Source organism: Nonomuraea sp. NPDC052265, from assembly GCF_044547985.1.
Taxonomy (GTDB): domain Bacteria; phylum Actinomycetota; class Actinomycetes; order Streptosporangiales; family Streptosporangiaceae; genus Nonomuraea.
Map to the genome: position 1 here is coordinate 89,209 of NZ_JBIUBJ010000022.1, position 12,344 is coordinate 101,552.

A 12,344-nucleotide genomic window follows, 5' to 3' on the forward strand; every position below is an offset into this window, starting at 1 on the left:
GGGCAGTGCCGGAAAGGAGCAACCATGGTGCGGGGCGTGACCTGGACATGACCCATGCTCTAGGTATCTGACACGGACAAACACCCCATCGACCCCCCTTCGGGGGTGACATCGGGGCCATCGGCCGATGCTCCTCCCCCTCCCCTAGGCCGTCCCCTGCGCGGGGCGCCGACCATCGGCTGTTGCCCTCCGCCCCGATCGCTTCCCACCTTGTCCGCCGGCCGGCGAACCACCGCGCTCCGGGGCTCACACCGCCAAGGTGTGCATCACACCGACAACCCGGTGTCTCATCACGCTTGCCCGCCGGGCCTCGCGCGAGCCGGTGTGCCGTCTCACCACCCATGCGACGCACTCCGGTTCTTTCACGGCATCACCCGTTTGGACGTCTGCACGTGTCCGAACGCAGACACCGCGGTGGTCAAGTGAGGGCACCGCACCTCCGTACGCGCGCACTCCCGAGTCGGATGGCTCCCCGCGCGGGCGAGCGAGCAACCTCCCAGGAGGTGGGCACTCTGGAGGTGCGGCGGGCGGAGGCGCGTGTCTTGCCGGCCCCTGAGCAGGACACCAGCGCACACGTGCCTCCACGACAGCAGTCACGTCACCGGCACGACAGAAGCATCCACCGCCGTAGATGCCCAGCCGTGGGCCGGCGATGGCCTCAGGCGGCGGCCTTCTCCGGTACCTGTGTCCTCGTCCGGGGCTTGCCGGCCGATCCCAGGACGCGGACCGTGCCGGTCTTCGTCGCCGAGCCGCGGCCCAGGTGCTCTCGTGTGCCCGTGCCCGTGCCAGGGTCGGGGTCGTCTCCCGAGTCGGTGTCGGCCGGGCTTTCGGGGGCGGCCACAGCGGGTGTGGCTTGCTTCGGCGTGGCGGCGCCGGGATCGGTGGCCGCGATGGCTACCGCCGCATGGTCGACGTCCGGCCTGGCATCGTCGTCGTGAGGCTCGGCAGGGGCCATCACGGCGACGTCGGCGGTCAGGGGGACCGAGGGGTCGGCGGTGGGGTGGGACGGCGGGCGGACGGGCCTGGTGCCCATGGCCCAGTCCTGGGTCTCCTCGTCGAGGCGTTCGCGCATCTCCTTGGTCATCGAGCCCAGGCCGCCCCCGCGCTCCGGCTTGGTGAAGACGCCGGTGCCCCAGCGCAGGTCATGGCCGACCGCGCTGGCCTCGATCTCCGGCATGAAGCGGCGGTCGCCCTCCGCGCCGAACTCGCGGATGCGGAGCTTGCCGGACACGACGACGGGTTGGCCCGCCCGTACGCAGTCGGCGACGTTGTCGCCCAGCGCCCGCCAGCAGCGGACGGTGAAGCAGACCCGCTCACCGTCGGTCCACTGCCCCGTCTTCCTGTCGAAGTAGCGGTGCGAGGTGAACACCTTCAGCGATGTGACCCTGGTTCCGTCGTCGAAGCTGTACTGCCGTGGCTCTGCTGCGACGTTCCCGGTGAGCGTGATGTAGATGTCGTTCATCCGTGCCTCCCATGCTGCGGGCCTGCTGCCCGCGACCTGGGAACACGGTGCCTGAAGCGGGCCGGGTGAGGTGAAGGCGAACGCCGTTCTGTGGATGAGGGGACGGCAGGGGAAGACGCCTGTGGATGACGACCGCGCGCGAAGGCCCGTACGAGAAGAGGGTGTCAGCCTGAGAGGTCGCGGAGGGCCGTGTAGAAGGCGTGGTGACGGCCGAGTTCGCGTTCGACCGGCTCCACCACCATCGTCGCCGACACCGCCGCCACCCGGCGGCGCATCTCCCGCTCCAGCCGTTCCCGCTCGCGCGAGGCCCCCAGCTCCACGAAGTTGCGCGAGGCGATGCCGGACAATGCGCCCAACCCGAGCACGGAGGCGATCATGAGTGCCACCCAGGGCAACGCCGCGCCGTCGCCGACCAGTTGCAGGGCCGCGGGCAGTTGCCTGGGCACGGTGAGCCCGGCCACCAGCCACACCACTCCGGCCACGAACGCCACCACCAGCAGGTACTGCCACACCTTGAGCAGCCGCCACCAGCCGGGCACCCGGTCGAGGCGCGGCGCCACCTCCGTGAGCTCCTCGGTCAGCGCCTTCGGCAGCCGGGACGCGTGCGAGCGCGCGGCCTTCTGCACCGCGGTACGCCACACCGGGTCCATCCCGGCCGACAACCCGTCGGTGAGCGCCTGCACGGCGTTGGCCACCTCGGCGGACTGCGCGCTCACCGAACCGGTCGTGATGCCGCGGATCTCGTCGCCGACGTCCTGGAGGCGCAGGCTCTTCAACGGATCCGGACGGAACTTGGCGAACCACCGCGGATACGGCCAGCCGACCCACTGGCTGGAACGCTCGGCGTAGACGTTCTCCATGGCCTCGCCGACGGCGGGGACGCCGATCGCGTCGCAGAGCGCGTCGGTGAGGCCCATCCTGCGAGCCTCGTCGACCGATGACGGCACGAGCAGCGCGTCGCCGAGCGGCATCGCCTCGCCGAGCCGCTGCTCCACCCGCTGGAGGTCGGCCTCCAGCTTCTGGATGGCGGCGCGGCGACGGCCGACGGAGGTCGCGATCACGCTCTTGAGGCTCTCGACGCCGCGCCCGGTGACGGCCGAGGTGGGCACGACGCTGGGATGCTCGACGCCTTCCCTGCGCAGCAGGTCGTTGAGGTCGATGACCAGCTCGGCCAGCTCCGCCGCGGAGAGCTTGTCGGCCTGGTTGAGCGCGAACACGGTGACCGCGTCGTGTCCGGCCAGCTCGGTGACGTAGCGGCGGTGCGTGGAGGCGTCGGCGTACTTCTGCGGGTCGAGCACCCACACCACCAGGTCGGCCAGCCCGATGAGCCGGTCGGCCTCGTTGTCGCTGAGCGCCCGGATGGAGTCGTGGTCGGGCAGGTCGAGCAGGATCAGCCCATGGAGCTGGCTGTCGCCCTTGTCGAGCGCGCTGGTCCGGGAGAAGCGGTGGCGCGGCTGGATCTGCAGCCAGTCGAGCAGCGGCGCCGAGCCCTCCAGCCCCCACACGCAGGCATGGGTACGGGCCGTCGTCGGGCGGCGTACGCCCGTGGGCGACAGCTCAAGCCCCGAAATGGCGTTGAACAGGGACGACTTGCCGCTTCCCGTGCCGCCCGCGAGGGCGACCACGGTGTGCTCGGACGACAGCTTGAGCCGGTCGCCGGCCCGTGTCAGCAGCGCGCCGGCCTCGGTGAGCAGCTTCTGGTCGAGCCGTCCCGGGCCGAGCTCCACCAGCTGGTTGAGCGCGGACAGCCTCGGCGCGAGCCCCGCCCTCGGGGGCGTGGTCGTCGTCATCGGGCGACCTCAAGGTTGTACGTCGCCTGGTAGAGGCGGGTAGCGACGGACTCGTCCGGGATGCCCGCAGAGTCGAGAGCGTGTACGTAACGCATGGATTCCTCGTCGAACAGCATGCCTATCCTGGCTCGAAGGTCACTGAGCGCCTTTGAGCCGATGCCGCGCAGCGACTCCGCGCCGAGCAGCGCGTTCACGAGCCGATGCGGGACGCCCGACCCGTCGCCGCCGCTGAACATGGCGACCGTGAAGATCAGGGAGAGCGCGTCGGGATCGAACGAGACGAGCTTGGACACCGAGCGCTTGGTCACGCCCTCGGTGCGTACGAGCTCGTTCAGGTGATCCTGCCAGGACGCGATGGCGCGCCCGGCGTGCCGCAGGAGGTTGTCCGACGGGCGGTCCAGCCCCTCGACGAGCTTGGCGCTCAGCTCGGAACGGTGCCGCCAGCGCGCGACCACCTCCTCGGCGGCGCGGTTGGCCGCGGCGACGATCACCGACTCCAGCCCGGCCCGGATCGCCGACTTGAACGCCAGCACCCGCTCGGGCGTCTGTCTGCCCGCCTTGCCGCCCTTGCCGAACTGCAGCGAGCGCATGAGGTCGCCCGAGCCCGCGAAGTCCTGCCAGCGGGCCAGCACCTCGCCGTGCAGCAGCGAGCCGTTCTTGGACGCCTTGTCGATCTCGGCCAGCGCGCCCAGGTAGGCGGCCTCCACGTCGCTGCGCAGCTCGGCCCGGAACGCCGCCTGGCCCTCCAGGTGCCTGGCCAGCGCGGGCACGCGGGTGCGGAAGCTGTTGAGCACGCCGTTCAGGGTCTCCTGCACGGCCTGCGCGCGGCGCGCCTCGTCGACCGAGAGCTCGGCCAGCCAGAGTCGCAGGTCGGTGACCTCGCTGTCGGGCAACCTGCCGTCGGTCACCGTCGCCTCGTGAATCACGAACCGGTCGATGTCGCCCAGCCCGTATTCGGTCAACATGCGGACGAAGTGCTTGAGCACGACGTCGGCCGAGCGTGGCTGCACCCGCGACAACACGATGGCCAGGCGGGCGCCGCGCTCCTTGGCCAGCCGCAGGAGGCTCCAGGCGGGGGCGTCGGCGTAGCGGGCGGCGGTGGTCACGAAGATCCACAGGTCGGCGGCGTCGAGCATGCGGTGCGCGATCTCGTGGTGCTCCTCGACGACCGAGTCGATGTCGGGGGTGTCGAGCAGCGCGACGCCCTGCGGGAGCTTCTCGGTCGACACGACGACCAGACCGTCCGTGCCGCTGTCGGGCGACGGCCTGTCGAGCCGTTCGAGACCGCCGAGCAGCTCGCCCTCGGCGAACCACTTCTTGTCGTCGGGGTGGCAGGCCAGGATGGGGGTGCCGGTGGTCGGGCGGCGCACTCCGGTGCGGGAGATGTTCCGCTCGGCCAGGGAGTTGACCAGGGTGGACTTGCCCGCGCCGGTGGAGCCCGCGATCACGATCAGCGCGGGGGCGGTGTTGGTACGCACCCGGGGCAGGACGTAGTTCTCCAACTGGGCGAGCAGGTCGGCCCGCGCCTGCCTGGCCTCCTCGGCTCCCGGCAGGTCGAGGCTGAAGCGCAGGTCGTACACGCTTTCGCGCAACGCGCTCAGCGCCGCCGTCATGGCCTCGACGACCTCGGCGGGCAACTCCTCGACCCGCTGCCCTCCTTCCGCGAGCTCGCCCTGCGAGTCCTCCGGCTCCGGTACGGCGTCCGCATCGGCGCCGCCATCCGTGTCCGCGTCGCGATCCGTGTCCGCGTCGGCATCCGTGTCCGCGTCGGAGACGGCTACTGCATCCGCATCGGTTCCGGCATCCGTGTCCCCGGCGGGGTCGGCATCCGCGTGCGCAGCGTCTGCGTGGACAGCCGTGCCTGCGTCGGGACCTCCCTCACCGCTGTCGTCAATGCTGTGATCAACGGCATCGGCACGGCCGTCCGCACCCAGTCCGCCCTCATCGGTGCCACCGGGGACCGCGACGTCGTCTGTGTCGGCCTCGGAGCCGATCTCCTCTTCGGCCAGGTCTCCCGGGTCGGTGGGGTAGTCGGCGTAAGCGGCGACATCGGAGACCGCGGAGAAGGCGTCAAAGCCGGCGGCACCTTCGGTGGCCCCGTTGGTGGCAGTGTCGCCAGGTTCGACGTCGGCGGGGTTGTCCTCGCGGTCGCCATGGTTGTCGTCGGGGACGCCGTGGTTGTCATCAGCGTCGATCGCCTCAGCTGGGTCGCCCTCGCCTTCCGCAGAGAGCGCCACCTCGGCTTCGGGAACGGAGTCTGCTTCCTCGTCTACGAGGTCGATCGCCTCGGCGTCGGGAGCGGTCTCGGTGTCGGGGCGGTTGTCGAGGTCGGAGTCGGCGTCAGAAGCGGCGTTCACGTTGGAGTGGATGCCGTCTGCCTCGACGGTGGGATCCGTCTCGTCTGTGATTGCATCGGAGCTGGAAGCGGCGGAGGTGACCGCGTCAGGGGCGGTGGCGACGGGGGGAAGAGGGGCGTCCGTGTGGGGCGGGCGGGCGTCGCCTGTGGGGTCCGTCTCGTCGTGCGAGGCCGGTTGTGAGGGCTTGGGCTCGTCGGGTGTCGCTTCGGGGTGTGTGTCGAGGGCAGCGTCGTCCACGGGGGCGTCGTCGGCGGGGGCGTCGTCGGCGCCAGGAGCTGCGTCGGCCGGGGCGTGCCCGGGGTCGATGTCTGCGGGCGTGGCTTGGGAGTTGTCCGCGTTGGTGTTCGAGGGCGCGGACGCCGGGCCGGGCTCCGCGTCCGGGGTCGGTTCGGCGAAGGGGGGCTGGTGGGAGGCGGCAGCCGGTTCCTGGGCGGCACGTTCCCAGAAGGCGGGCGGCCTCGGGCGCGGGTCGTTCCCCTCACGCGGGTCGTTCCCCTCACGCGGGTCGTTCCCCTCACGCGGGTCGTTCCCCTCACGCGGGTCGTTCCCCTCACGCGGGGCGGCGGGGCGCGCCGGGGTGAACAGGCTGGGCCGGTCAGCGGGGCGAGCCGGGGTGAAGAGGCTGGGGCCCGTGGACGGGCCGGGCTCCGTACTGGTGAAGGGCCGTTGCGGCGCTGCGGGCTCCTGCGGCGTGGCGGGCTCCTGAGGTGCCGACGCCTGCTGCGGCGTGGAGGGGTGCCGTGGGGCGGCGGGCTCGTCGGCGCGCGGCGGGCGCTGGAAGAGCGAGGGCCGGCCGGCGGAGGATGACGGCTCGTCGGAGGAGGAGGGGAAGGAGGAGCGTTCGGCCGAGGCACGCCTCGGCAAGCCTGAAGAGGACGTAGACCGGTCGGCGGAGGCACGCCTCGGCAAGCCCGAAGTGGACGTAGACCGGTCGGCGGGAGAACGCGACGGCAAGCCCGAGGAGGACGGGGACCGGTCGGGAAGGGGCGGCGGGGGTGGGGCGGAGGGGGCCTCGGGGGGCTTCGGGGTGGGGTTTCGGGGGTCGGGCAGGTCGTCGTCGGTCACCGGGCGAAAGCTCAACGTCTGCTCCCCCAGCGACTCGTGCCGCCCGTCATCCATGGCGGTGTTCACGGCAAGCGCTCCGCTCGAACCATCTCGACCTCCTGGCCGACCCGCACGACGTCGCCGACGATGACGATCGCCGGAGGCCGTATCCCAGCCGCGGACACGCGGTCGGCCACGGTGGAAAGCGGTGCGATTACCGCCCGCTGGGTCGGAAGGGTACCGTCCTGTACCACCATTACGGGAGTCTCCGGCGCACGTCCGTCTCGAAGCAGCGCCTCGGCCACCTTCGGCAGCCGCTCGACGGCCATCATCAGCACCAGCGTGCCCTGGGAACGGGCCAGGCCGGGCCAGTCGACGGTGGAGGCCGGGTGGTCGGGCGCGACGTGCACGGAGATGACGTGGAACTCCTGGCTCACCCCGCGATGCGTCACCGGCACCCCGGCCGCGGCCGGGACCGCGACGGCGCTGGTGATGCCGGGTACGACGAGCACGGGGATGCCGGCCCGCGCGCAGGCGATCATCTCCTCGCCGCCGCGCCCGAACACGAACGGGTCGCCGCCCTTGAGCCGGACGACGAACCTGCCCTGCCTCGCCCGGTCGACCAGCAGCTCGTTGATCTTCTCCTGGGACAGCGACCTGCCATAGGGCACCTTGGCGGCGTCGATCAGCTCGACGTCGGGGGCGAGCTCGTCGAGCAGCGCCCGGGGTGCGAGCCGGTCGGCGATCACCACGTCGGCCTGGGCGAGGAGCTGCCGCCCGCGCACGGTGATCAGGCCCGGATCGCCGGGACCTCCGCCGACCAGGGCCACGCCGACGGGCTTGGTGCGGTTGCGGCGGGCGTCGACCGTGCCGTCGCGCAACGCGTCGACGACCGCGTCGCGGATGCCCGCGGCCCTGCGCGGGTCGCCGCCCGCGGTGACGGCCACGCTGATCTCGTCGACCCGGCCGGAGGCGGGGGTCCAGGCGGCGGAGGCGTCTTTGTCGTCGGCGCGCACGCACCACACCCGCTTGGCCTCCGCCTCGGCGGCGACCGCGGTGTTGACGGACCTGTCGTCGGTGCACGCCTGCACGAGCCAGGCGCCGTCGCAGTCGCCGACCTCGTACGGCCGCGCGTGCCAGGTCACCCGGCCCGACGCGATCAGGTCGTCGAGGGCCGGCGTGACGCCCGGCGACACGACGGTGACCTCCGCACCGGCCTCTAGCAGCGCGGGAACACGCCGCTGGGCGACACGGCCGCCGCCTACGACGAGGACCCGGCGGCCGGAAAGCCGCAGGCCGAGGAGGTAGGGACCCATGGGGGGAATCTCCCGTTCGCGAAGGTTGTGTTCGGAGGTAAACCTACCGGCTCACCGTGCGTCGTTCGCTGCGCATGGCTCAACGGCCGTCAAGAAGAGGCTGCGACGGGTCCCAGCGTGGCCCGCCCTTAGCGTCCTTGCGGCGTCTGGCCATGGCCGAGAGTGCCTCAAGAATAACGCGGTTCCCGAGGAACGCGGTGATGTCGGCGTGATCGTACGGCGGCGAGACCTCGACCACCTCCATCCCGGCCACGGGCAGCTCGTAGCAGATCCTGCGCACGGCGTCGAGGAGCTGCCTGGCCGACAGGCCCCCGGGCTCGGGCGTGCCGGTGCCGGGGGCGTGCCCGGGGTCGCAGACGTCGATGTCCACGGACAGGAAGACCTGGTCGCACTCGTCGAGCGCGATCCCGAACGACTCCGTCAGGCACTCCTCCAGCCCGCGCGTCACGATCTCGGTCATCTCGTACGAGCGCATGCGCTGGGCCGCCATCCAGTCGAGCGTCTCGGGCTCGGGCCAGTAGCCGCGCAGCCCGATCTGCAGGAACCTGTCGCCCCGGACGGCCCCGGACTCGATGAGCCGCCGCATCGGCTGGCCGTGTCCGTGCAGGTGGCCGAACTCGATGTCGCCGGTGTCGGCGTGCGCGTCGAAGTGGATCATCGAGGTGCGGCCCGGCTCGTACGCCCTGGCGGTGCCCCGGGCGTCCGGCAGCGCGACGGTGTGGTCGCCGCCGAGCACCACGGGCACGGCCCCGGAGGAGGCGATCCTGTGCACCGCGTCCTCGATGGCGGCCAGCGAGCCCTCGACGTCGCCGGAGTAGCACTCGACGTCGCCCGCGTCGAGCACCCGCAGGTCGCGCAGGGCGTCGACGCGCAGGGCCAGGCTCGGACGGGACCCGTTGTGCGGCAGGTAGCAGGTCTGGCGCAGCGCCATCGGCCCGAACCTGGCGCCCGGCCGGTTGGACGTGCCCCCGTCGAAGGGGGCGCCGATGATCACGACGTCGGCGCCGGCGTAGCTGGCCGGGTCGGCGACGTCGCAGCGTTCGACGCCGAGGAACGTGATGTCGGGGCCGAACATGGGACCGTACCGGGACACTGCTCACCTCACGTGCTGTCTCGCGTGTCCCCCATCATCACACGGGCTTTTCGGAGACCCCCGCCGAGTCGAACGTCGCCACGTCGTGCATCACCCGTACGGCCGCGCACACCAGCGGATGCGCGAGCAGGCCGCCGGTGCCCTCGCCGAGCCGCAGCTCCAGGTCCACCAGAGGGCGCAGCCCGAGGTGGTCGAGCGCGGCGGCGTGGCCGGGCTCGGCCGAGCGGTGCCCGGCCACGCAGTGACCGCTGACGTGGGGGTCGAGCGCGGCGGCGGCCAGGGCGGCGGAGCCGGCGATGACGCCGTCGAGGATCACCGGCACCCGGTTCGCCGCGCCGCACAGCACGAAGCCCGCGATGGCCGCGTGCTCGAACCCGCCCACGGCGGCCAGCGCGCGCAGGGCGTCGCTCGGCCCGGTGCCGCCGGGCAGGTCGTTCACGCGCAGCGCCTCGCGGACGATGTCCACCTTGTGCGCGTACGTCGCGTCGTCGATCCCGGTGCCCCTGCCGGTCACCTCGGCCGGGTCCTTACCGGTGAACACGGAGATCAGCGCGGCGGAGGCGGTGGTGTTGGCGATGCCCATGTCGCCGGTGATCAGGCAGCGGGCGCCCTTGCCGATCAGCTCCTGGGCCACCGCGATGCCCGTCTCCAGCGCCCTGACGGCCTGGTCGACGCTCATGGCGGGGCCGCGGGACAGGTCGGCGGTGCCGTACGCGACCTTGCGCTTGACCAGGGCGGGGGCGTCGGGCAGGTCGGCGGCGACGCCGACGTCCACCACCGTCACGGACGCGCCCACCTGGGCGGCGAAGGCGTTGGCGACCGCGCCTCCGGCCAGGAAGTTGGCCACCATCTGCGTGGTGACCTCCTGCGGCCACGGGCTGACGCCGCGCGCGTGCACGCCGTGGTCGGCCGCGAAGATGGCCAGGGCGGCCGGCTCGGGCACGGGTGGCGGGCACACTCCGGCGGCGCCCGCCAGGCGTACGGCCACCTCCTCCAGAGCCCCGAGCGCGCCGCGCGGCTTGGTGAGCCGGTCCTGATGGGCACGGGCGTCGGCGAGCGCCTGGGGGTCGGCGGGACGGATGGCTGCCAGGGTCTCGGCGAGCACGGGACACCTCCACTTAGTGAACGAGCTGGAGCGCTTCCTCGTAGCGGTCGATCACGACGTCGGCCAGCGTCTCGCAGTCGCCGATCACCTCGGCGCAGCGGATGTCGAGGTCGGGGTGGCCCGCGCCGTACGCCAGGGCCTGCGCCCACACGCGCTCCAGCAGACCGCCCGCGAACAGCAGGTACGGCACCACGATCACACGCTTGGCGCCCAGCCGTCGGCAACGTTCGAGCCCGCCGGGCACGCCGGGCGGCGTCACCGAGACGAACGCGGTCTCGACGGTCATGTAGTCGTAGGCGTGCGTCTCCCAGAACAGCCGCGACACCCGGTGGACCTCGGCGTTGGCGGCGGCGTCGGTCGAGCCCTCGCCGACCAGAACGACCGCCGTCTCGCCCGGCTCGACCTGCCCGGGGACGTCGTCGATGGCCAGCGTGTCGACGGCGCGCAGCCGGGGACGGGCGCCGACCAGTTCCAGGGGGCGCGGCCTGGCCATCTCGGCGGCGGCCTCGCCGAGCCGGTCGGCCAGCAGCGCCAGCACGCGCGGGTCGGGGCCGAGCGGACGGCCGTAGTCGTACATGAGGGTGGGGTGGCGCTGCTGTTCGAGCGCCATCGCGGCGGGGAACTCCTCCCCCACCCTGCTGAGACTGAGCGGCAGCGCGACGAGACGGTGGTGGCCGCGCGCCATCAGGGACGCCACGGAGTCGCTCAGCCGCGGCGTGGCGCGTTCCAGATAGCCGCCGGAGACGTCGACGGCCGTCCGGTCGAGGCGGCAGCGGAGCCGGTGTACGAACCTGCCGAACTCCGCGGCGTAGGCGTCATCGTTCGAGCCCTGCCCGATCAGCAGGAGCGGCGGCTTCATTGAGAGGTTCTCCGGTGCGTAGACAAAGTCACGCGAGGATAACCGATACGTGCCTGTGGGGGACAGGTCACGCTGCGTGCACGGGCCTGGCGTGCACGACGAAGACGGGGTCCGCGGAGGTCAGGCGGTGGGACCCGTCGGCGCCGAGCGTCAGCCCGGACGCCTGGATCCGCGTGCCCTCGCCGCGGTAGCCGTGCTCGCGCAGCTGGGCGAGCACGGCCACGGCCCGCTCGACCGTGCCGAGCGCGCACACCAGCGCGCGGGGGCCGCGGGCGGCGCAGGCCGCGAGCACGTCGGCGCCGCCGCCGCCGACGAAGACGGCGTCGGGGTCGGGCAGCGGTTCGAGCGCGGCCGGCGCCTGTCCCCTGGTCAGGGCCACCTTGACGCCGTGGGCCAGCACGTTGGAACGCAGGCGGGCGCAGGCGGACTGGTCGCGTTCGACCGCCACGACGGCCGCGCCCAGTCTGGCGCACTCGACGGCGATCTCGCCCTCGCCCGCGCCGACGTCCCAGACCAGGTCGCCGAGCCGGGGACCGAGCTTGGCCAGGACGAACGCCCGCACCTCGGCGGGCAGCCCCTTCCCGGACGGCAGCGCCCACTCCGGCGGGCCCGGCTGCGCCCCGGCCAGCCAGCCGGGCTGTCCGGGCCGGTGCAGCGGGTCGACGACGAGGACCACGTCGGGGTCCTTCCATGGCCGGGTGGTGGCCTCGCCCATGCGGCTGTGGGTGACGCGCTCTTCCGGGCCGCCGAGGTCCTCGCAGACGATCAGGGCGCGCGGCGTGGTCGGCGCCAGCTCCCTGGCGATCTCGGCGGGGCCGACGCCGGGCGCGACGAGCAGCGCGACCTTGGGGTGGGCGCGGCAGGCGTTCACCACGCGGGCGAGCTGGGCGGGGCCGGAGGGGGCGACGACGAGGGCGTCCTCCCAGTTGAGCCCGGCGCAGGCGAAGGCGCGGCTGATCAGCGAGGTGGCCGGGAGCACGTCCGGCTGGAGGCCGTGCGCCCGTAACGTGCGGACGACTCCGAAGAAGCCGGGATCGCCCTCGGCGACCACGACGGCCGGGCCCCGGCCCTGTTCGAGGTGGCCGTCGAGGGCCTGGAGCAGGTCGCCGTCGTTCGCGGCCCGTCCTTCGACCCCGAGCCGGCCGAGAATGGCGGCGGGGCCCACGACGAGCTCCGCCTCACGCAGCCTGCCCGCGGCCCTGGCCGGCAGCTCGACCCCGTCCCAGCCGACAACCGTGATCATTCAGCCTCACCGTCCTCATCCCCAGGGTGACGGTTCACGCCGGGTTTCACCATGGGCCGGCGGGGCCAGTCCGCC

The 12,344-nt window shown here is 72.8% G+C and carries 9 protein-coding genes; 1 reads left to right on the forward strand and 8 read right to left on the reverse strand.

Annotated elements, in window-relative coordinates; translation table 11 throughout:
- Positions 1–658: 658 nt before the first annotated feature.
- From ACIHAD_RS40475 to ACIHAD_RS40485, 3 genes are all read right to left on the reverse strand, one after another.
- Positions 659–1,462 carry a single-stranded DNA-binding protein gene (locus tag ACIHAD_RS40475; RefSeq protein WP_397360090.1) on the reverse strand — a complete coding sequence of 268 codons (804 nt, stop codon included), beginning with the start codon at positions 1,460–1,462 and terminating at the stop codon, positions 659–661.
- Between the two features lie 164 nt (positions 1,463–1,626).
- A complete protein-coding gene (locus ACIHAD_RS40480; protein WP_397360091.1) occupies positions 1,627–3,252 on the reverse strand; it encodes a GTP-binding protein in 1,626 nt (541 codons plus the stop codon).
- Positions 3,249–4,889 (reverse strand): GTPase, encoded by a 1,641-nt coding sequence (locus ACIHAD_RS40485; protein WP_397360092.1) that lies wholly within the window; start codon positions 4,887–4,889, stop codon positions 3,249–3,251. Before ACIHAD_RS40485 ends, ACIHAD_RS40480 begins: the two co-directional genes overlap by 4 nt.
- Before the next feature lie 261 nt (positions 4,890–5,150).
- On the opposite strand from ACIHAD_RS40485, the gene ACIHAD_RS40490 reads away from it, so the two are divergent.
- A complete protein-coding gene (locus ACIHAD_RS40490; protein WP_397360093.1) occupies positions 5,151–5,789 on the forward strand; it encodes a hypothetical protein in 639 nt (212 codons plus the stop codon).
- Positions 5,790–6,736: 947 nt separating this feature from the next.
- Here the strand turns inward: ACIHAD_RS40490 and cobA are convergent.
- The 5 genes from cobA to ACIHAD_RS40515 form a co-directional block, all read right to left on the reverse strand.
- Complete coding sequence (gene cobA, locus ACIHAD_RS40495) at positions 6,737–7,969, reverse strand: uroporphyrinogen-III C-methyltransferase (RefSeq protein ID WP_397360094.1); 1,233 nt, start codon at positions 7,967–7,969, stop codon at positions 6,737–6,739.
- Positions 7,970–8,048: 79 nt separating this feature from the next.
- Positions 8,049–9,062, reverse strand: a complete 1,014-nt coding sequence (gene speB / locus ACIHAD_RS40500) for an agmatinase (protein WP_397360095.1) — start codon at positions 9,060–9,062, stop codon at positions 8,049–8,051.
- A 37-nt stretch (positions 9,063–9,099) separates the two neighbouring features.
- Complete coding sequence (gene cobT, locus ACIHAD_RS40505; protein ID WP_397360096.1) at positions 9,100–10,167, reverse strand: nicotinate-nucleotide--dimethylbenzimidazole phosphoribosyltransferase; 1,068 nt, start codon at positions 10,165–10,167, stop codon at positions 9,100–9,102.
- 13 nt (positions 10,168–10,180) lie between these two features.
- Entirely contained in the window at positions 10,181–11,026 is an 846-nt protein-coding gene (locus ACIHAD_RS40510) for a sirohydrochlorin chelatase (RefSeq protein WP_397360097.1), read from the reverse strand.
- A 67-nt stretch (positions 11,027–11,093) separates the two neighbouring features.
- Positions 11,094–12,269 carry a precorrin-6Y C5,15-methyltransferase (decarboxylating) subunit CbiT gene (locus tag ACIHAD_RS40515; protein WP_397360098.1) on the reverse strand — a complete coding sequence of 392 codons (1,176 nt, stop codon included), beginning with the start codon at positions 12,267–12,269 and terminating at the stop codon, positions 11,094–11,096.
- Positions 12,270–12,344 lie beyond the last annotated feature (75 nt).

Coding starts and splice junctions, on each gene's coding strand:
- cobA (WP_397360094.1), bottom strand. CDS start 7,969: ATGGGTCCCTACCTCCTCGGCCTGCGGCTTTCCGGCCGCCGGGTCCTC.
- ACIHAD_RS40510 (WP_397360097.1), bottom strand. CDS start 11,026: ATGAAGCCGCCGCTCCTGCTGATCGGGCAGGGCTCGAACGATGACGCC.
- ACIHAD_RS40475 (WP_397360090.1), bottom strand. CDS start 1,462: ATGAACGACATCTACATCACGCTCACCGGGAACGTCGCAGCAGAGCCA.
- ACIHAD_RS40480 (WP_397360091.1), bottom strand. CDS start 3,252: ATGACGACGACCACGCCCCCGAGGGCGGGGCTCGCGCCGAGGCTGTCC.
- ACIHAD_RS40515 (WP_397360098.1), bottom strand. CDS start 12,269: ATGATCACGGTTGTCGGCTGGGACGGGGTCGAGCTGCCGGCCAGGGCC.